General features: G+C 45.4%; 16 protein-coding genes. 4 read left to right on the top strand and 12 right to left on the bottom strand.

The window, feature by feature from the left end; genetic code table 11:
* Window positions 1–393: 393 nt before the first annotated feature.
* Window positions 394–867: an outer membrane beta-barrel protein gene (locus HQ39_RS05230; RefSeq protein ID WP_081965387.1), complete on the top strand. Its 474-nt coding sequence runs from the start codon at window positions 394–396 to the stop codon at window positions 865–867.
* Between the two features lie 209 nt (window positions 868–1,076).
* Here the strand turns inward: HQ39_RS05230 and hcp are convergent, their stop codons facing one another.
* The gene (gene hcp / locus HQ39_RS05225; RefSeq protein WP_200879168.1) at window positions 1,077–2,717 is read right to left on the bottom strand and encodes a hydroxylamine reductase; all 1,641 of its coding nucleotides are present in this window, start codon (window positions 2,715–2,717) and stop codon (window positions 1,077–1,079) included.
* Between the two features lie 136 nt (window positions 2,718–2,853).
* On the opposite strand from hcp, the gene HQ39_RS05220 reads away from it, so the two are divergent.
* Together HQ39_RS05220 and HQ39_RS05215 are read left to right on the top strand one after the other, a co-directional pair.
* Window positions 2,854–3,516, top strand: coding sequence for a Crp/Fnr family transcriptional regulator (locus HQ39_RS05220; RefSeq protein WP_036864318.1), 663 nt, complete (start codon window positions 2,854–2,856; stop codon window positions 3,514–3,516).
* A 105-nt stretch (window positions 3,517–3,621) separates the two neighbouring features.
* Window positions 3,622–4,155 (top strand): hypothetical protein, encoded by a 534-nt coding sequence (locus tag HQ39_RS05215; protein WP_036864316.1) that lies wholly within the window; start codon window positions 3,622–3,624, stop codon window positions 4,153–4,155.
* Between the two features lie 373 nt (window positions 4,156–4,528).
* Here the strand turns inward: HQ39_RS05215 and HQ39_RS05210 are convergent, their stop codons facing one another.
* From HQ39_RS05210 to era, 4 genes are read right to left on the bottom strand one after another with little or no spacing between them, the layout of a single operon-like run.
* Window positions 4,529–7,000 carry an outer membrane beta-barrel family protein gene (locus HQ39_RS05210; protein ID WP_081965386.1) on the bottom strand — a complete coding sequence of 824 codons (2,472 nt, stop codon included), beginning with the start codon at window positions 6,998–7,000 and terminating at the stop codon, window positions 4,529–4,531.
* A 51-nt stretch (window positions 7,001–7,051) separates the two neighbouring features.
* On the bottom strand, window positions 7,052–7,507 hold the full coding sequence (locus tag HQ39_RS05205; protein WP_036864312.1) for a hypothetical protein: 456 nt from the start codon (window positions 7,505–7,507) through the stop codon (window positions 7,052–7,054).
* Between the two features lie 25 nt (window positions 7,508–7,532).
* The gene (gene der / locus HQ39_RS05200; protein ID WP_036864308.1) at window positions 7,533–8,849 is read right to left on the bottom strand and encodes a ribosome biogenesis GTPase Der; all 1,317 of its coding nucleotides are present in this window, start codon (window positions 8,847–8,849) and stop codon (window positions 7,533–7,535) included.
* A 31-nt stretch (window positions 8,850–8,880) separates the two neighbouring features.
* Window positions 8,881–9,801, bottom strand: coding sequence for a GTPase Era (era, locus tag HQ39_RS05195; protein WP_235317641.1), 921 nt, complete (start codon window positions 9,799–9,801; stop codon window positions 8,881–8,883).
* Window positions 9,802–10,115: 314 nt separating this feature from the next.
* On the opposite strand from era, the gene proS reads away from it, so the two are divergent.
* Window positions 10,116–11,597 (top strand): proline--tRNA ligase, encoded by a 1,482-nt coding sequence (gene proS / locus HQ39_RS05190; RefSeq protein WP_036864305.1) that lies wholly within the window; start codon window positions 10,116–10,118, stop codon window positions 11,595–11,597.
* Between the two features lie 698 nt (window positions 11,598–12,295).
* On the opposite strand, the gene HQ39_RS05185 is transcribed toward proS, so the two are convergent.
* The 7 genes from HQ39_RS05185 to HQ39_RS05155 all read right to left on the bottom strand — a co-directional run bounded on the left by HQ39_RS05185 (window position 12,296) and on the right by HQ39_RS05155 (window position 21,305).
* Window positions 12,296–15,088 carry a M60 family metallopeptidase gene (locus tag HQ39_RS05185; protein WP_036864303.1) on the bottom strand — a complete coding sequence of 931 codons (2,793 nt, stop codon included), beginning with the start codon at window positions 15,086–15,088 and terminating at the stop codon, window positions 12,296–12,298.
* Window positions 15,089–15,352: 264 nt separating this feature from the next.
* On the bottom strand, window positions 15,353–16,195 hold the full coding sequence (locus HQ39_RS05180; RefSeq protein WP_036864301.1) for a 3-hydroxybutyryl-CoA dehydrogenase: 843 nt from the start codon (window positions 16,193–16,195) through the stop codon (window positions 15,353–15,355).
* A 28-nt stretch (window positions 16,196–16,223) separates the two neighbouring features.
* The gene (locus HQ39_RS05175) at window positions 16,224–16,997 is read right to left on the bottom strand and encodes an enoyl-CoA hydratase-related protein (RefSeq protein WP_036791122.1); all 774 of its coding nucleotides are present in this window, start codon (window positions 16,995–16,997) and stop codon (window positions 16,224–16,226) included.
* Window positions 16,998–17,004: 7 nt separating this feature from the next.
* Window positions 17,005–18,213, bottom strand: a complete 1,209-nt coding sequence (locus tag HQ39_RS05170; RefSeq protein WP_036864299.1) for an acetyl-CoA C-acetyltransferase — start codon at window positions 18,211–18,213, stop codon at window positions 17,005–17,007.
* Window positions 18,214–18,256: 43 nt separating this feature from the next.
* A complete protein-coding gene (locus tag HQ39_RS05165; RefSeq protein WP_036864296.1) occupies window positions 18,257–18,916 on the bottom strand; it encodes a 3-oxoacid CoA-transferase subunit B in 660 nt (219 codons plus the stop codon).
* A 12-nt stretch (window positions 18,917–18,928) separates the two neighbouring features.
* Complete coding sequence (locus HQ39_RS05160) at window positions 18,929–19,720, bottom strand: OAM dimerization domain-containing protein (protein ID WP_036791130.1); 792 nt, start codon at window positions 19,718–19,720, stop codon at window positions 18,929–18,931.
* Window positions 19,721–19,748: 28 nt separating this feature from the next.
* A complete protein-coding gene (locus tag HQ39_RS05155; RefSeq protein ID WP_036848507.1) occupies window positions 19,749–21,305 on the bottom strand; it encodes a lysine 5,6-aminomutase subunit alpha in 1,557 nt (518 codons plus the stop codon).
* Between the last annotated feature and the right edge of the window lie 19 nt (window positions 21,306–21,324).

Below are 21,324 nucleotides of genomic sequence, written 5' to 3'. Positions count from 1 at the left end.
CCTCTCGCAAAGAGCCGAAATTTTGTACGTACAAAAATTTTTTTTCGTACGTACAAAAAAATATTTTCGTACGTACAAAAATAAATTTTCTTAGGTACGAAAATAAAGTCGCGTACGAACGAAAGATTTTTTCCATACCTGCGAAAGAAAATTTGCATACGAACGAAAGAAATTTTTCGTACCTGCGAAAGAAAATTTGCGTACGAACGAAAGAAATTTTTCGTACCTGCGAAAAAAAATTTCTGTATATACGAAAAAAAATTTCTGCATATACGAAAAAATATTTTTGCATATACAGAAATTTATTTCCTTGCGGACGGAAATTTCACCCCCTGCGGAAGGAGGTAAAAAGATGGGGGGAGATTTTCGGCTTTTTGCCCCGTCTCAGGCGGCATCCGGAGCCTTCTTTGGATTTCTCCCTCAGCCTTCACAGACCACTCAAGTAAGTGCCTCTTACAATTCTATACGAACGGAAACAGATTCCGAAACCTCTCTTCCTCCATAATGCTCAACTACAGACCGACCGAAAAACTATCCGCAAATATCTTTCTCAACGGAGGGTATCTTGCTTTTTACGGAGATAAAGGAGCGCTCTTACAGAAGGATCTTGTGTACAATCTCTCTTTGAATGCAGACCGGAACCCTCGCAAAAATGTCTTGTTGGGAGGAAACTATACGTACACGCAGGCTCCGCCGCAGCTCGGAGTGCGGACGAAACACAACTACTCCTGCTCCTTTTACGTTACGACAAAGCTGCTGAAAGACAAGCTCTCCGTAACGTTGGATGTCCGAAATCGTTTCAAGAAATACAGCCGACTGCAGACGTCCGAATGGGGGGGACGGATTTTATCAAGAGCGTTTCAATGACATTACCACGCGCTCTTTGGGATTAAAGGTTGCGTACAACTTTGGTTCGGGCAAGAAGTCTACCGTTCAGCGAAACAAGAGTTTGGAGAATACGGACCTGGATCGCAGTACCGGAGTGAAATAATACCATTATATAAACAGAAGCAGGGTTGAAAAAATTTTCAACCCTGCTTGCTTAAAAGGAGAGTGTAGAACCTGAAACTCTCTTCTTACTCGCCAAGAAACATCTTCATGTCTTCGTCCGGAGTGGTGATGCTGCCTATTCCGAAAGTCTGCACCAGCACGTTTGCCACGTTGGGAGACAGGAATGCAGGGAGAGTCGGTCCCAGATGAATGTTTTTCACCCCAAGTGAAAGAAGAGCCAGCAGTACTATGACGGCTTTCTGCTCGTACCATGCGATGTTGTAGGCAATGGGGAGATCGTTCACGTCATTCAGCTCGAATACCTCTTTCAGCTTCAAAGCAATCAGAGCCAGAGAGTAGCTGTCGTTGCACTGTCCGGCATCCAATACTCTCGGAATGCCGTTGATGTCTCCGAGCGGAAGCTTGTTGTATCTGTACTTGGCGCATCCGGCTGTGAGGATGACCGTATCTTTAGGAAGTTTTTCTGCAAATTCCGTGTAGTAGCTTCTGCCTTTCATGCGTCCGTCGCATCCTGCCATGACGAAGAACTTACGTATAGCTCCGCTCTTTACCGCCTCTACCACCTTGTCTGCCAAAGCGAATACCTGTGCGTGGGCAAAGCCTCCGATGATCTCTCCCTGCTCTATCTCCACCGGAGGAGCGCAGCGTTTGGCGTGTTCGATAAGGGCGGAGAAGTCTTTTGCTTTACCCTCCTGTCTGTCTGCGATGTGCTTGAAGCCCGCAAATCCGGAAGCTCCGGTGGTATAAACCCTGTCCGCATAAGTGGAAGTGCTGCGGGGCGGCACTATACAGTTGGTCGTGAACAGAATCACTCCGTTGAACGTTTCAAAATCTTCGTTCTGCTTCCACCACGCGCTGCCATAGTTACCGGCAAAGTGTTCGTACTTCTTAAAGGCAGGGTAATAGTGCGCCGGAAGCATCTCGCTATGGGTATAGACATCCACTCCCGTACCTTGAGTCTGCTCCAGCAGATCCTGCATATCTCTGAGGTCGTGTCCGGAGATGAGGATGCCCGGATTCTTTCTCACGCCGATATTAACCTTGGTTATCTCCGGGCTTCCGTAGGTTGTCGTGTTGGCTTTATCCAGTAGAGCCATCGTCTTTACGCCGTACTCACCACAGCGCAATACCCATCCCGTCAGCTCTTCCACCGATAGATCCTGTGTGGTGGCAACCAGAGCATCCTGCATGAAGATAAAGATCTCTTCCTGTTCAAAACCGAGATTGAAAGCGTGCTCGGCATAGGCAGCCATCCCTTTGAGTCCGTATATCAGAAGCTCTCTTAGCGATCTGACATCTACGTCTTCCGTTTGCAAAATGCCCACTGTTGCTGCTTTGGCTTCCATCTCTTCCACGCTTTCTGCTCGCCATGAAAGGCTGTCCGATCCTCTCTCTTCCGGGACAGAGCCTAATGCTTCAAGCAGCTCGTCCCGTAGAGAAAGGGCTTCGTGAACACGTTTGACAAATCTCTCTTTGTCAAAGTTGGCATTCGTGATGGTCATGAATAGCGACTCCATCACAAACCGATTTGCTTTTGCCGGAACCTTTTCCCCCTTCTCACGAAGAGCAGATGCAAGGATGGATATTCCTTTCAGTAAGAAGACCAAAAGGTCTTGAAGGTTGGCAACATCGGGAGTCTTACCGCATACTCCACGCACTGTACAGCCTCTGTTTTGGGCTGTTTCCTGACACTGAAAACAAAACATACTCATTTCTTTCTGACTGTTTAGGTTGTAATTCTAACTATGTATGGCAAAAGTATAGTGTCGGCACTAGTCTTCTCGTGATAATTATCACACAGAAGAGTAGAATATTATGTACCTTCGCAAAAAGGGATAAGTTATGGAAACACCGGATATACGTTTTTTCTGCACGCAATGCAGCAGTGGCGCAGAGGGAGAAACCTATGAGCTGAGCTGTGATATACCGCACGTGGTAAAGCACTACAAGAAAGGAGAGTACATTGCATATCAGGGAGACAGAGTGGATCATCTCTATATGCTTACGAAAGGAAGGGTCAAGACCGAGCTTGTTTCCGATCCGGGTCTTACTCTGCATATCGACGAGATCAAAGCTCCCTACCCTTTGGCGGCAGTCTTTCTCTTTGCCAGAGAAAACTACTTCCCCGTGGATGTGATCGCCTTGGAGGAGTCGGAGATTGTGCTTTACTCGAAAGAGACCATAGAGAAACAGATGGCGAAGTGTCCCTATTTCTTTCGAGGCTTTATGGCATTCACCGCCGACCGGATGCAGTTTCTATCCGAAAGACTGAAGATATTCTCTATCAAAAGTATCAAGGCCAAGTTTGCCTTTTATATCTCCAAGCGGTCTAAGAATGGCGTCTTCGAGCTTGGGCGGAGCGTTACATCCCTTGCGGAATATTTTGGTGTGGAGCGTCCCTCTCTTTCCAGGGCTATCTCCGAAATGACGAAAGAGGGTATCATCGAGTTCGACCGGGGAAAAGGGCGCATTTTGAAGTATGATCAGATAAGAATGATGCTTTAATGCGCCAAGAACGCTTGTTTCAGCCGATTTTTACCTACTTTTGTTGGTAGAGCTGCCTCGCAGAGGAAGTCATCATTGGATGTTGAAACCAAATAACTATCATCTATGAAAAAAACATTACTCTTTTTATGTGCATTTCTTTTTCCCACACTGCTATTCGCACAGAGCAGAGAGACAAAAAGCCGATGGGGAATAGAGCTTGGTATGCAGAACAATGTCTACTACGAACATTCTCTTTCGGATGCTTTTGCTATCAAGACCGGAGTGGGATACGATGTTGCTTTTCTCTTTATGAAAGATAAGGTGGGCTTCAACGGTCTTAACCCTGCCATCCGAATCTCACCACGCTGGTACTACGGTGGAGACCGCTCCGGCTATTTTGCTTTGGACCTTTACGGTATCACTCATCTGGGGGGCTTTGCTCTTCCGGAGGCGGATAAGAAGCTTTTCCTACACGCCTATGGCGCAATGCCTGCGTGGGGGTATAATCTCCGCATCACCGATAATTTTTATTTCAAAAGCAAGATCGGAGTGTTTATCGGTGCTGCTCATACGGCATATTCCGAAATGCTCAAGAGAGACTATCTTGAACTTAGCTACGGTGCCATGGTAGACGTAGGTATCGGTTACAGGTTCTGACGGATTTTCATCGCATATAGAGAAAGCCCATCCGGATAAGGAGTTTTTCCTGTCCGGGTGGGCTTTCTGCATGAAGAGGGATAAGATGGTTTCGGGTGTGCGTCGCTCTCTTTCTCTTTCTCCTTTAACCTTCTGTTTTTAACGGCAATAAAAATCTCTTTAATCGGGTTCAAAAAATGGTCTGAACCGCTTTGGGGATTAAGATCAAGGCTCTATCTGTACGCATCAAGCTTTGGTTTCTACACTTCAAGCTTCGATAGCTACAAATAGAGCCTTGATTTGGAATATTTTTAAGCTTCGGACAAACTTTTTAATCCGTTTATCCTTTGTTCCGAACGGGTTCGGAGCAGTTTGTCATCAGCCTTATCGGATATTACATACCTGTATTGGGGAGATCCGTACTGCTGCTTGCCTTAGACAAGTCGTCGTTCACGATGGTCTTCGATGTCTTCTTCACTTGTCCCTTCATGCTTCCGAACTTAAATGTAAGTCCGAGAGAGATACGGCGGATAGGCACTTGGATGTGATTGACATTCTTGAATGCTCCTACTCTTGACTCTATCTTCAAGTCCAAAGTTTCCATAAACGGAGACACGGCAGAGAGTGTAAGGGTGAGTCTGTCCTTCATAAACTGCTTGGTAAGAGACAGCGAGTGGATGAAGTGGTCGCCCATGGTGGTCTGCAACATCTTTTGCTTACTCAAATAGAAGAGGTTCACGTTGAAGCCGAAACTCTTCGGAAGCGTAATCATACCATTGATATTACCGGAGAAGCTCACGCTTGAAAACTCCGGCAGATTCAGTTCGCGAGAAATACCATTGACGTCCGCGCTCTTGGTTGCTCCGCGTGAGGTGTGCGAGAGATTGGCAAAGCCGGAGAGCCTTAACCAGTTGGTCGGAGTGAGCGTAGAGTAAACGTTGGCACTGACACGATGTGTAGGCGATTTGAGGTTGCCGAACGTGGAGATCAGCATATTGGATCCGTCCTCTTTGTAGATAACGCTCTCGATGTTGTTGTACTGCAAAGAGTAGTCTGCTCCGGCATTGATCATGTATCTCGTACCCATGTGTGTGACGGAGAGATTAAAGTTCCGGATGCGTGACGGATTCAGGTTCGGGTTGCCCTTGCTAAGGCTTGTCTCGGAAGAGTTGATCTCGAACGGACTCAACTGTCTCAACGATGGTCTTACCACCATCTCCTTATAACCGAAGCGTGTTTGCAGGGCAGGCGAGGGGACGTAGCCGATCGAGAGTTGAGGAATGATGTCCGTGAAGCCGCGATTGATGCGAGACGATTCGAGGTTCTTATACTGCGCCTTGATCCAGTTTCTCTCTGCACGCAGACCGGCATTTATAGAAAGAGGTCCATCCGAATAGCTGTAAGAGGCATATCCTGCCAAGACCACGTTTTTGTGTAGCAAGCCATTGCGAGCATATTCAGTGGCATAGTAGCTTCCCGGAACCCATTTGTTCTGGTTATCCAATATCTCGTAGACAGGAGATGTTTCGTTGTCGCGGTGAATATATTTCGTACCCACTTCTGCTTTGTGCTTGCCTATCGGGAGCGTGTAGTCCAATTGCCCGGTATGCTCTTTCATGGCATCATTGCTCTTCATACGCTCCGAACGTTTCAGAGAAGGAAGTTCGATCAAGTTGTAGAAATAGTTCGGAGTGATGGTGTACCTGTATGAGAAGGTGAAGAGCTCGCCCTGTCTCGAAGTGGAGCGCTGATAGTCCAACGATGTGTTCAGCTCATCGAAGCGAACTTTGTCTTGGCTGTTTTTTTTGCTTCTCTGCTCTACCGGAAGAGGTCTGAATATATCTGTTTGAGAGTCTGCACCGGTATGGATATTGGAGATGGCTGTTGTCCATGTGAGCAGATTCTTGTCGTCTATCTCGTAAGAGAGCAGGATATTTCCTCTCAGACCATTCATGCTACGTTTTTGGCGTGCATCTTCCGCGAGCAGAAGAGTGTTGCCTTGCATCTGCTCCATAAGTATGCTCATATCCGTCTCATTATTAAACGATGAGAGATTTGCCGTTGCTCCAAACTTCTTAATCTTGGAAGAGAGATAGAGAGAACCGCCATAGGTGGTCGGATAACCACCATTTAGACTGATGGTTGTCATGGTTCCGTCCGCAGACATCTGCGCTGTAATGATGTTCAGTACCGCACCAACGCCTTCGGCGTCATACTTTACGCCCGGATCGGTAATGAGTTCTATCTTCTGAATGCTCGATGCCGGCATGGACTTCAGAACCTCTTTCGGGTTGGAGTCTATAAGCGGATTGGGCTTGCCGTTAATAAGGATCTTGAAGTTGGAAGAGCCTTTTACCTGAATATTTTCCTGTCCATCCACCGTAACAAGGGGCACTTTGCGCAACATGCTTAGAAGGTCTTGCGCAGAGGCTTCAGGGTCTTTGTCTACGGAATAGTCTATTTTATCCCCTTTTACAGAGATAAGCTGGCGGATGTGAACAACCTTTACATCTTCCAGCTCGATGGGAGCTTCTTCCAGCAATAGCTTGCCAAGGGCGAGCTGTTTTTGCTCGTTGGAGACTTTGGGAAGTGGGTTGAGGAGAGACTTGAAACCTGAAGATTGGATGAAGACATAGTTCTCTTTCTTTGGGACGAAAGCTATTCGGAACTCTCCCTTGCCATCTGTAACCTGTCTGTACAGCAGGGTGTCCTTATCCTCTATACATCTTATTGTTACTCTGGCAAAAGGCACAGGCTGTCCCTTTGCACTTTCGATTACTTGCCCGGATGCAATGATCTGTTGGGCAAAAAGAGCGTTGCTGCCGATAAAAAATACCAGCAACGCTAACATGGTTAAGCGTTTCATACGGTTATAAAAGTGATAAATACAAAAAATCAAAGTGAGTAACCAACAGTGTCAAAAGACATCGTTGATCACTATCGGCTTTTTGCCGGAACGGCGTATTATAAGCAGATTACCCGTTCTATATGTTATGTAGAGGCGAAAGTGCCCCAGAGCTTTGGAGTAGAAGTAGCCCCAGTAACCAAAGATACCGCCTGAGGCACATGTGCGAATGGCTCCCTCAAGAATATCCATCGGTACCTGATCTATGGTTGCACTGCTCAGGTCTATCACCTTCTTGTGCAAAAGTTTTCCGATGACTATGCTGTTGGGAGTCCGCTGAATATAGATGGGAGCCAAAAAGATAAGTCCTCCGAAAAATAGAAGTAAGGCTACAAGCGATGCTTTTGCTATAAATGTCCCGGAAGGGAAAAGGAAAACGAACAGCAGGATGATAAATACATACGTCAGCATGGTTATTATCCGAGCAAGCTTGTCCATCTTCAGATAGTGTTTTTGGTAAGTTCCCATCTTGGCCTGTTTATTATGGGTTAGACTACTTTTCTCGCATAAAGATATTTATTGGCGTGCCGGAAAACTCCCAGTTTTCCCTTATCTTATTTTCCAAAAAGCGTTTGTACGGCTCTTTTACCCACTGCGGAAGGTTGCAGAAAAACACAAAAGAAGGCACAGAGACCTGCGGAAGCATCGTGATGTACTTGATCTTTATGTACTTTCCTTTGGTTGCGGGAGGTGGTGTTTTCTCTATAATCGGAAGGAGGATCTCGTTGAGCTTGGCTGTTGAGATACGTTTCTTCCGTCTGTTAAAGACCTCTTGCACTGTGTCCAATACCTTCATGATGCGCTGCTTATTGGTAGCGGAGATGAAGAGAATGGGAAAATCGGTAAACGGAGCCATCCTTTCACGGATCACTCTTTGGTAATAGTCTATCGCCTTCTGGCTTTTGTCCTCCACGAGATCCCATTTGTTCACGCAGACAACCAGCCCTTTCTTGTTTTTCTGCACCACCGAGAAGATGTTCATATCCTGACTCTCTATCCCTTTCGAGCCGTCTATCATCAGCACACACACGTCGCTGTTCTCTATTGCTCGTATGGAGCGGATCACGGAGTAGTACTCCAAGTCTTCGTTCACCTTACCTTTCTTGCGCATTCCTGCGGTATCTACCAGATAGAAATTGTGCCCGAACTTGTTGTAGTGCGTGTATATCGAATCTCTTGTCGTACCTGCGACATCTGTAACGATATGTCTGTCTTCATTGAGAAACGCATTGATGAGAGAGGACTTCCCGGCATTGGGACGTCCGACGATAGCTATTCGAGGGATGTTCTCTTCGACTTCTTCGTCCGGTTTGGATTCGGGTAGCAGCTTCACCATAGCATCCAGGAGGTCGCCCGTTCCGGATCCGTTGATTGCGGAGATGCAGTATGGATCTCCCAGACCAAAGCGATAAAACTCCGCTGCATACACCTGCATCGAAAAGTTGTCTGCCTTATTGGCTACCAGCATTACCGGCTTCTTTGTTCGTCTCAGTATGTTTGCCACCGCATCATCCATATCCGTAATGCCCTCATTGACATCAAGAACGAAAAGGATAAGGTCGGCTTCGTCTATCGCTATCTGTACCTGTTTGTTGATCTCATCTTCGAAAACATCTTCACTACGCACTACCCATCCACCGGTATCTACCACAGAAAAAGAGGTGCCACACCATTCTGCCTTTCCATACTGGCGGTCTCGTGTTGTGCCGGCAACGTCTGTCACTATTGCGTCTCTTGTTTTGGTCAGTCTGTTGAACAATGTGCTCTTGCCTACATTCGGGCGTCCTACTATTGCTATAAGGTTGCTCATATCTTTCTTCTTATGTTTATCGTTTGGTATGTCAGTCTATCTTGTATCCGTAGGCACGCAGGAAGTTGTCTCTGTTGCGCCAATCTTTCTCCACTTTGACATACGTTTCCAGGAAGATCTTCTTCTCGAAGAACTTCTCCAAATCTTTTCTTGCCATTGCTCCTACCTTTTTCAGGGCTTGTCCTCCATGCCCTATCACGATTCCTTTTTGGCTGTCGCGTTCTACAACGATTACGGCTCGTATGCGGATCAGAGCATCTTCCTCTTTGAACTCTTCTACAACCACCTCCGTAGAGTAAGGTATCTCCTTCTGGTAATAGAGCAGTATCTTTTCCCGGATGATCTCTGTTACAAAAAACCTTGCAGGCTTATCGGTTAAAGCATCTTTATCAAAATATGGAGGGGATAATGGTATCAAATCCTCTATCCTTTTCTTAAGCTGCTCCATGTTAAACCTGTGCAGAGCGGAAGCCGGGAATATTTCGGCTTTGGGCAAAAGCTCTTTCCACTCCGATATGAGAGCTTCCAAGCCCTCTTGTGTTGTGAGGTCTATCTTGTTGATGACCAATAAGACGGGACACTCCAACGATGCAACTCTTCGCAGGAATGTGTCGTGCTTGGTGGGTTTCTCCACTGTGTCTGTAACGTAAACTAACACATCGGCATCACCCAAAGCACTTTCCGAAAACTCCAACATGCTTTCCTGCATCTTGTAGTTGGGCTTCAGCACACCCGGCGTATCGGAGTAGACGATCTGCAAGAGAGGAGTATTGACGATTCCCATAATGCGGTGGCGAGTGGTTTGAGCCTTGGACGTGATGATCGAAATCTTTTCTCCGACAAGGATATTCATCAGCGTAGATTTCCCCACATTCGGATTTCCCACAATGTTTACAAAGCCGGAGCGATGTTCGCTGCTTACTCCCCCGAGCATTTCTGTTATTTTATCCATTTTATAAAGCCTGTATTTCTCTTCAAAAGTACAAAAATAGTCTGAGACTGAGAGGCTATCTCGGTGTTGTTCCAAAGAATAACGCACTTATCGGAGCTCTTTTGAGGAAATTTTCAATCCCTTTTTGCCAAGCAGTTTTTATCTTCTCTTCGGAGCGGAAAAGTGTAAATCCGTTTCACTGCATCCCATTCAAAAAGAGACATTTCAGCGGTCTGCTATTGCGTAAATATTTGTAACTTTGGAACCTGTTCGGAGAGAGGTCATTGCCTCTCCGCTCTCAAGAATAAGAATATAAGAGAAAGGTAAAGATAATTATGGCAAAAGAACTAAAAGAACTCACTTCACGTGCCACAAACTATTCGCAGTGGTATCAGGATCTTGTGATTAAAGCAGACTTGGCAGAAAGCTCTGCCGTGCGCGGCTGTATGGTGATAAAGCCTTACGGATACGCCATTTGGGAGAAGATGCAACGCGTTTTGGACGATATGTTCAAGGCTGAAGGTGTACAGAATGCTTACTTCCCGCTCTTCATCCCTAAGTCTTTCCTCTCCAAAGAGGCGGATCACGTAGAGGGTTTTGCCAAGGAGTGTGCCGTAGTTACTCACTATCGTCTGAAAAATAATCCCGACGGCACCGGTGTGATAGTGGATCCGGAGGCTCGTCTGGAAGAGGAGCTTATCGTCCGTCCAACGTCCGAGACCATAATCTGGAGCACTTATAAAAACTGGATTCAGAGCTATCGCGACCTTCCTTTGCTCTGTAACCAGTGGGCAAATGTTGTACGTTGGGAGATGCGTACACGCTTGTTCTTGCGTACCGCAGAGTTTTTGTGGCAAGAAGGACACACGGCGCACGCCACCGAAGAAGAGGCTCTGAAGATGACCCGAACCATGATAGATGTTTACGGAACATTTGCGGAGAAATACATGGCAATGCCTGTGATAAAGGGATGTAAGAGTGCCAACGAACGTTTTGCCGGAGCACTCGACACTTATACCATAGAAGCGTTGATGCAGGATGGTAAAGCCCTTCAGAGCGGGACTTCTCACTTCCTCGGACAAAACTTTGCCAAGGCTTTCGATGTTCAGTTTACGAGCAAAGAGGGTAAGGCGGAGTATGTTTGGGCAACCTCTTGGGGTGTTTCGACACGCCTTATGGGTGCTCTCATCATGACCCACTCCGATGACAACGGACTGGTATTACCTCCACGATTGGCTCCGATCCAGGTGGTGATAGTGCCTATCTACAAGAACATGGAGATGCTTCAAACCATAGACGAAAAAGTGGCTCCGGTGGTGGAAGAACTCAAAAAGCGCGGAATATCGGTAAGATACGACAACTCGGACAACAAGAAGCCGGGCTGGAAGTTTGCCGAATATGAGCTGAAAGGAATACCCGTGCGCCTTGCCTTGGGCGGAAGAGATCTCGAAAACGGCACCGTGGAGGTGATGCGCAGAGACACGTTGGAGAAAGAGACAAGATCTTTCGACGGTATTGCAGACTATGTGGAGACTCTGCTCGGAGACATACAGCAAAACATTTTCCAAAAGGCACTCGACTATCGTGCCACACACACCATAACGGTGGACAGCTACGAGGAGTTCAAGGAGAAGATAGAAGATGGCGGATTCATCCTTGCTCACTGGGACGGAACACCCGAAACGGAAGAGCTCATCAAGCAGGAAACCAAAGCCACCATCAGATGTATTCCTTTTGAAGGAGACACCACTCCGGGGCAGTGTATGGTTACGGGCAAACCATCCGCAAGGAGAGTGTTGTTTGCAAGATCTTACTAATAGCCGGAAGGCAGAGGTTAGCCGACACAACCTCAGAAATAGAAATGGGAGCCGACAGATCTGTCCGGCTCCCATTTTTTGGATTACAAATAAAACTTTTGTGGAAGTTCTTTTTTTTGAACAATAAGAGAACGTAGTTTTTTGCCTCTTTTCTGTCTGCAAAGTTCGGGTATTTCCGCAAGTCTGCCAATACCCTGAAAGAGTGATTTTTCCCTTTATAAACAGCCCGAAAGGGCAATCCTCTAACAGATATTTCCTTTTTTGCCCGATTTCGAGGACGCCCTCGGACGTTCCACTCCATATACTCTTCCGCCGCCGAGAACAGATTTACCTCCTTCTCCCGAAGCCTTTGGGAGGAGAAAAATTTCCATGCGCACAGAAAAAAAATTACGTGCGCACAGAAAAAAAATTACGTGCGCACGAAAAAAAAATTACGTGCGCACGAAAAAAAATTTACGTGCGCACGAAAAAAAATTTACGTGCGCACGAAAAAAAATTTACGTGCGCACAAAAAAATATTTACGTGCGCACGTAAATTTTGCTGCTTGCGGAAGGAGATTTTCAGATACAGCTTTTGCCTGAAATCTTTGGGGCTTTGACTGCGGATATAGAAAGAGAATCCCTCAGAAGTGGTTGGACAAAAAAACTTCTGAGGGATTCGTAAAGGAGCAGAAACTCCTTAATCACAAAGTATGTTGTTATTCGTATGGGATCTCTTCCTTCTTGCCGTCAAAAGAGATGGCGTAAGCCTTGCAGCTCTTGTCGAATGAGCCGGGAAGTACGAACTTAGGGCTGTTTGCCACACAGATGAGTCTGCCCGAAGCGTTGTAGATCTCCACCGCGACATAGTCGCGCCAGCCGGAGTTTACTTCGAACATCGTGTGTCTGCCTTCCGTTACGACCCTGCTCTTTCCGCCCTTGGTGATACTCTTGCGGTCTCTGTAAATCTGCCAGTTGGAGTCCGAAATGTACTCGATGCGGTCTGTGATCTTCTTGAGACCGAGCTTGCTTATCTTCTGTTTGATTTCGGAAACAAGGGCTTCGGTTACCGTAACCATCTCCTTGCCATAGTCGTTCACTTCCCATGAACCGACGCGATAGAATCCCCAGCGTTCGCAGAACTCTGTCAGATCGTAACCCGCGGCACGAGAGGCACGAAGAGAATACTCGACCTGCGCCCGTCCGTTGTCTTCCGGATTGGGATCCGTGCGAGTATATTCGTAGAACTCTTTGTAGAAGTCTTTGTTTCCCAACACATTTGAGAAGTAGAGCTGAACCTGCCAGAATGGAACCAACTGACAGAAAACATCCGGGATGATGATATACGGACGCTGCTCCACGAAAGCGTAAGAGAATGCTTTGTCGTATCTGTTCACAAAACCATCGCCTTTGAGAAGATTTTCGTACTGGATGCGAGAGGGCTGCCCCCAAGATGTTTGAATGAACAGAGAGTGTACATTGGTCGTAACTTCGGTAGTACCTCTCCATTTGAAGCCTCTGGATGTCTGATGGATATGCCCCAACTCATGAGCAGGTCCCCAGATACTTTCCACAAGTTTATTGGGATCAAGGATGGTCGGAAGCGTACCAACACTATATGCTGTGCGGTACCCCGTTGCATACATATAAGAGTGGTACATGACGTGAAAGTAGGCGCGGTTACCATAAACACGATCGTACTTCTGAAGCCCCATGAAAACCTGTTCGTCCAAAACCAGTTTATCGTAAAGATCTATGAGTTTTTTACCATCTGCTCCGGTGAAAGAGCGATAGCTCTCAACGGGGAACGTCAGGTGAGCCTTTGTACCCACAATGTCAAAAAACTTGTTATGGTTTGCCTTCGCAAGCAGCTCGTTGTATCTTGAAGGTGCATGCTTCTGAACATCGTAGTAGCCTTGAACATTTCCGGTAGCAAAGTGAATCTTCACTTTAGGAGCATTGGCATACTCTTCCGTGTGGTATAATACATAGAGAAGTCCATCTGCATCCGCTTTGATTTTGTTGGCTCCCTCTTGTAGAGAGTAGACATAATTGTCATTGTAGCCATCTCCATTCGGTTTGTCCAAATTAAGCAGACGCAGACTCAAAGTCTGTCCACCAGTCTTTCCGACAAATACGATAATGTTTTCGCCTCTGTTTACAGCAATTCCGGTAGGGTTATCCAAAAGACTGTAAGTACCGGTTCTGTTTATTTTTGCCTGAGTAGAGGGGTGAGGCCATGCACGGAAAGAGTCGATACGAAACTCTTTCGGATAAGTGCCCTTGTACAGATAGTAGGCGATCTGGCGGTAGAGATCATTCTCTATATTCATGATCTGAGACTCGGTTACACCTTGTTTAAGCTCCGAACACGTAATATCCGTAAAGATCGTTGTGGGATCAAACTTATCGGGATTGATACGGTAGAACTCCATTTCGGAGCACGCCGCAAAACCCTTTCCGTCTCCGTGCCCGGAAAGAACAACGAATCTTACCGCCGAGGGTTGCATCAAAGGCTTTTCGAATATAATCTTTGCAGGATTGGAAGAGCCCTTAAAATCGTGTGTGATGAGCTTCTTGAACTCGTTGCTTCCATCCGATTTTGCCCAGATTTCCACAAGCTTAAAGTGCCCGTTTTGAGCATCTTTTCTTGGATGATAGATGAGGTAATCTACCCGTGGTTGGTCCTTGAAATTATACTCCAAAGTGATGGGAAAATAGTTGGGCGCGGAATTCGACCACGATGAGTGGTAGATGGTCGTATAGTTGTTGTCAAAAGAGTTCTCTATCGGAGTGCCATTCTGTACGGATGACGCGTAACCCGAAAATACCGGGACTTTGATGTCTTCATCTATGGTGCCGGAGGTCTTGCCATCGTAGCCGTTGTCGCCTTTCTGGGTAATGGCAATCTTTGTTTGGGCAATAGGAGTAGTCCCGACCGTTTGAAGCAGTAGCTCTGCTTTTCGTTCTGCTCCTTCATTCCAATCCGCCTCGATATAAAGCTCTTTCGGCTCTACGGTGGCTATGCTCTTGTATGCTTTTATCCAAGAGATGTCCGAAGGTATTACTACTTCGTACTCTGCATTAGTGTAGATGCCGACAGTGCTCCTACCTCCTCCCTTTTCAATAAGAAGCGTACTGGTAGAGGGTTCCACAAAAGGTCCTTGCGCAGCCTGCTTTACATTGATCGTTGCAGAGACTCCCATTCCACTCAATGTGAGCTGAGCGGAACGCTCTTCTCCGGTGTTCTTTGTTACTGTAATGGCGAGACGGTTACGCAATCCTCTTGCCGATAACCACGATGAGGCAGATGAGGGAACAGATACTTTCCACTCCGGGATATTGGTTGCGATGGGAATTTCTTTGGTCTGCTCCTCCGAAGATAAGGCTACTTGCGTATTTTCTTTCAGGTCAAAAGCATACACTTCGTTCTTGTTTTTGTCTTTGCAAGAGGCTGCAGAAAAAGACACAATCAAGAACGAAAACAGCAGAAGGAATAGTGTTTTCTTCATGAAAAATGGTTGTGAGTTCTTTTGTGAAACTAAATAATATGCTAAAAATTCTCCCGCAAAAGTATATATAAATAATGATATATCAAATAGATAAGATGCTTGTCTGCAAAGCCATAGAGTTAAAGAAAATGATATTTTTGTTAAATAGATAAAGACCGTACATTCTATTTTCTGTTTTTTCTTGACAAGTAAAAGACAGAATATGATAAGGGCTGAACTTCTCATTAGAAATTCAGCCCTTACTATCTTGCAGATTCTACTTTCTTACTTGTATGAGAAGAAGCCCTCTCCAGTCTTACGTCCAAGTAGATTGGCTCGTACCATCTTGCGAAGAAGCGGATGTGGGCGATACTTGCTATCTCCAAACTCATGATAAAGCACTTCCATGATGGCAAGACAAACATCCAATCCGATAAGATCTGCCAGCGCCAACGGACCAATAGGATGCCCGGCGCCAAGCTTCATCGCTTCGTCTATCTCTTCTTTGGAGGCTACTCCTTCTGCCAATGCTCCGATTCCTTCGTTGATCATAGGAATGAGCAGACGATTTACAAGAAATCCCGGTGCTTCGTTTACTTCAACGGGAACTTTTCCGATCTTTTCTGCCACTCCCTTTACACAGGCAAAGACATCATCGGAAGTGAGTTGACCTCGAATCACTTCGACGAGTTTGAGCACAGGAACAGGATTGAAGAAGTGCATACCGATAACTTTCTCCGGTCTCTTTGTGCAAGCAGCAATCTCTGTGATAGAGAGTGAAGAGGAGTTTGTGGCAAGAATAGTCTCCGGCTTGCAAGCCTCGTCAAGTTCCTTAAAGACACGTTTTTTTAGCTCCATATTCTCTGCAATGGCTTCCACCACAAGCGATGCATCTGCTATATCTTCGTAGATGAGCGTAGAGGAGATGCGAGAAAGAATATTGCCTTTCTCCTCTTCCGTGATGGAGTGCTTGGATAGGAGCTTGACAAGAGATTTGTCTATATTGGTTATTGCACGATCCAAAACCTCTTGAGAAAGGTCTTTCATGACCACTTGATAACCACCTTGAGCAAAGGCTTGTGCTATACCATTGCCCATGGTTCCGGTTCCTATTACTGCTATCTTCATATCTTTTGAGTGTTGATGGTTATTGTGTTTATCTGCCTTTGAATACGACCTTCTCTTTCTTCAGGAATGCTTCCATTCCTCTCTTCTGATCTTCTGTTTCAAAGCATTGGGCAAAAAGATCGACTTCAAGTTCTATCCCTTCTTCTATACTCAAGTCCCAACCTTCATTGATGGCTCTCTTGGACAGATGTACAGCGATAGGAGCTTTTTTTGCAATTAGTCTTGCCAAAAGAATGGCTTCCTGCATGAGTGTCTCATGCGGTACAACGGTGTTGATGAGACCGATACGTTCTGCTTCTTCCGCACCAATGATTTTTCCTGTAAAGATAAGCTCTTTAGCCTTACAGAACCCTATGGCTCTGGCTAAACGTTGAGTGCCGGAAAAACCAGGAGTTATGCCGAGTCCTACTTCCGGCTGCCCAAACTTAGCTTTATCGGATGCAAGACGAATATCACAGGCTAAAACGAGTTCGCAACCACCTCCCAAGGCAAAGCCGTTTACTGCTGCAATGACAGGCTTAGGAGAAGCCTCTATACGGCGAAAGACAGCTGCACCAAGCGTCCCAAACTCTTTGGCTGCCACATGATCCATCTTACTCATAGCCTGTATATCTGCTCCGGCTACAAAGGCTCGGTCTGTTCCGGTGAGGATGATCACTCTAACGTCTTCATTCTGCTCCACTTCTTCAAAGCGAAGAATGAGTTCTTTTATCAGAGCAGTATGAAGAGCGTTGAGTGTTTTGACGTCATCTATACGAAGAACCGCTACATGCCCATCTATTTCTGTATGTACGTGGCTCATGCAGAGTTTATTTTACAGACTTAATGATAATGGCTGTTCCCATACCTCCTCCGATACAGAGAGAAGCAAGACCATACTCCTTTCCATATCTCTTAAGTTCGTGCACAAGAGATACAAGAATTCTGTTCCCGCTTGCACCGATAGGATGGCCCAAAGCAATAGCTCCTCCATGAATATTGGTACGTTCGTCAATCCATTCACGAGAGACTCCGTGTTCTTCAATCAATCCTTTGATTACTCCAAGAGATTGTGCTGCAAATGCTTCGTTAAGCTCTATGATCTCCATGTCGGACAATTTCATGCCTGCACGTTGCAGAGCAGAGCGAATAGCAGGAACAGGACCAAGCCCCATTACTTGAGGATCTACACCGCCTTCTCCAAATGCAACAATCTCAGCAAGAGGAGTAAGATTGTACTTCTTTACCGCGTCTTCATCTGCCAACATCACAAAAGAAGCACCATCGTTCAGTCCCGAAGCATTGCCGGCAGTTACTGTTCCTTCTTTTTTGAAAGCAGGACGCAACTTGGCTAATTTCTCTAAAGAAGAACCTCTATTGGGGAATTCGTCTTTTTCAAATAGAATGGTCTCTTTTTTAGTTATGATTTCAACCGGAACAATTTCTTCTTTGAACTTGTCTCCATCTACGGCTGCGATAGCCTTTTCTTGGGAAAGTATTGCAAAACGATCTTGATCTTCTCTTGAGATACCACACTGGTCTGCGATATTTTCTGCAGTAATTCCCATGTGATAGTTGTGGTAAGCATCTGTAAGACCATCATTTACCATGTGGTCTATGGCTTGAAGGTTGCCCATCTTGAAACCGGAACGCACATCCCCCGGAAGGATGAAACCGGCATTCGTCATGGATTCCGTTCCACCTGCAATCACCACAGAGGCAAACCCTGCCATGATATCTGTAACACCATTCATCACAGCTTTCATACCACTACCACATACCATATTTATAGAGTAAGCAGTCTTTTCTTGTGGGATACCACCCAAAATAGCACACTGACGAGCAATGCCCTGTTTTTGTCCGGCGGAAAGGACATTTCCTGCAATGAGAGTATCTACAACGGAAGGATCAATCTTAGTCTCTTCCAAGATATTGCGAACAACCATTGCTCCAAGTTGAGCAGGGCTGAATGGTGATAGGCTACCCATGAACTTGCCTATAGGAGTGCGCTTTGCAGCAACAATAAATACTTTTTTCATCTGTATAATGTTATAATATCTTTTTCTGAGATTTTTCTGAGCACTAAACTGCCATAGCTTTGATATTCTCTCTGAAGATGAGAGGAGCTGCTGTCGCTGCTTCTACATCTTCTTTGGTAAACTCCGGATGTATTTCTGCTACTTCCAGACCTTTTTCAGTGACAAAAATAACACACATTTCTGTAATAATCATGTCTACCGCTTCTCTTGCTGTAAGAGGAAGAGTACACTCCGTCATAATCTTAGGAGCACCTTTTGCAGTATGCTCCATGGCAAGAATCACTTTACGTGTTCCTGTAAGAAGGTCCATAGCTCCTCCCATGCCCGGAACCATCTTTCCCGGAATATTCCAGTTGGCAAGATTTCCTTTTACATCAACTTGAAGTGCTCCTAAAATACTGATGTCTACGTGTCCTCCGCGAATGATGGCAAAAGATATTGCACTATCGAAGGAAGCAGCTCCTACATCGGGAAGAATGGCACCACCTCCGGCATTGATGTAGTTAGGATCTTCTCTCCCAGCTTCCGGAGTACGTCCCATACCTATAAGTCCATTTTCCGATTGCAAGTATACCTTGATATCGGGACTGAGATAGTTTGGAACAAGAGTCGGAAGACCTATTCCTAAGTTTACCACATCACCGTCCTTTAATTCTTGAGCCACCCGGCGAGCAATGACTTCTCGTATCTGATTTTTATCCATAAGGTATAGGTTTTATTGTTTATTAAGTCTTCGGTCTAATTCTTGGGCAACAAAAGAAGCGACATCATCAGCATAAGTGTTCATACCAAATCCGGCGTCGTATCCCAACTCTTTTGCCAACTCATGGGAGATACGGGGACCTCCTGCACACAATATGACTTTATCTCTGAGACCTTCTGCTTCCAACATTTCTACAAGCTCTATCATGTTCTTTATGTGTACATCTTTTTGAGTAACGGTCTGTGAAACAAGAAGCGCATCCGCTCCGATCTCAATCGCTTTGGCTATGAAATCTTCATTCAATACCTGACTGCCCATATTGAGTGCTTCAAACATCTCGTAGCGTTCCAGACCATAGTGTCCTGCAAAACCTTTCATGTTCATGATTGCATCAATACCCACTGTGTGCGCATCTGTTCCCGTACTTGCTCCCACTACAACGATTTTACGACCAATATGCTCTTTGATGAAGTCATCGGTCATCTGCATGTCCCACTTTTCGGAATCAACCTTGGGAACATGAATCTGAGTGTAATCTATCGTCACGGTAGAACTGCCGTAGCAGTTGAAGAAAGTAAATCCTTCCGTTAATTCTTTGTGATACACTATTTGGGGATTATCGAATCCCATTTTCCGTAAAAGTTGTTTTGCCGCCTCAATGGCTTCATCTCCTGCAGGTACCGGAAGGGTAAAACTAATCTGAGTTTTACCATCATTCATGGTATCGCCGTATGGTTTTATTTTAGTCAGATCCAGCGTTTGGTCGAAATCGTTGGCTTCTGTAGAATATAATCCTCCGCTCATAACTGTAATATACGATTGTTAGATGTTACTATTTTACCGGGTTCATAATCTCAATGAAAGGATTGTAATAGTGCTCTCCCTTCATTACAACTCCTGCAAGACCTTTTCCTCCATTCATTGGACGCTTTACATCTGCAAAGATTCCTTTCTCAATAGCAGTGAAAAGTCCTACTTTTTCGAGTTCATCCAGTAGTTTGATAGTCTTAGCCAAGACTTCTTTTGCTCTTGTTTGAATGATGCCTCCCTCCTTATATTCCATCTCTTCTCCTATGGAACGCATGTTGTTGAAGATATATTTTGCATTTTCGATGGAAAGATATCTATCGCTCATAAATGGAGTATGGATAGCTTCGGTAGGCATTCCCAAGAGCTGAATACCTTGATGTGTCCAAATTCCAATCATATTAAACAGGGCATCTTGGAGGTGTCCTCTAAAGATATTTCCTGTCATAAACTTTGTCGGAGGCATATATTTTAGAGGAGCTTTTGGGAAGATCTCTCTTGTCATCTGTGCTTGTGCCAATTCATATAAGAAGCCATTTTCAAGTTCTGGATCCATTTCAAAGGCATGACCGAGTCCCATTTGCTCTTCCGGAAGACCGGCAAGAAGTGCAAGCTGTTCATTGATGATATCAGAAGCCAATACCGTATGAGCTTCTTCTACTGCATCTGCGGTCGTGAGATAGTTGTCCTCTCCTGTATTTATAATAACTCCTGCAAAACCATTGATGACACGAGACATGAATTGGTCAACAAGAGTTCGTTGCATATTGATGTCGCGGAAGAGAATACCATAAAGCGCATCATTCAACATGACATCCAAGCCTTCCAATGCTCCCATTGCTGCAATCTCCGGCATACATAGTCCGGAACAATAGTTACAGAGACGAATGTATCTTCCGACTTCTTCTCCGACTTTGTCCAATGCTTGACGCATAATTCGGAAGTTTTCCTGAGTCGCAAATGTTCCTCCAAAACCTTCTGTCGTGGCACCATAAGGGACATAGTCGAGAAGACTCTGCCCAGTGGTACGAATTACGGCAATAATATCTGCTCCTTGTCTTGCAGCAGCTTCTGCTTGTACAACATCTTCGTATATATTACCGGTAGCAACAATCACATAGAGATAAGGCTTAGGACCTTCACCGATAGTAGCCAGATAGTGTTCTCTTTTCTTGCGTCTATCTGAAATCTTAGTGATACTTTCATCTACAGAAGGCTTCAGTGTCTTTGCGACTTCTTCTTTGGAAATATAAGGGAAAGAAGTAATATCCATTTCTCCGGCTCCTACTTTTTCAGCGATCTGTTGGGCTGAAAGCTTGGTTGCAGCCATTGCATTCGCCAAAAAGAAGAGAACACCATGTTCTAATACCCCTTTGCTTTTAAGATCATCGACAAGAACATTGGGTAGAGGTACTCCATTAGCATCTACATTGTCCACACCTATGAGGCGGCAAAGTGTGCGTTCCACCGCCACAGTAGAGTAATCTTTTACGAAATCTTGCACTCCATCTGCAATCTTTCGAGCAACGCTTCTTGCGTACTCTACATCCTTAAAGTCTATTCCTAATTTACTTTTCTGCATCATTGCTACTGCTGATACT

Origin of the sequence: Porphyromonas sp. COT-108 OH2963 (genome assembly GCF_000768895.1) — a bacterium.
GTDB classification, from domain to species: Bacteria; Bacteroidota; Bacteroidia; order Bacteroidales; family Porphyromonadaceae; genus Porphyromonas_A; species Porphyromonas_A canoris.
This window is presented reverse-complemented; position numbering and strand designations above follow the sequence as displayed.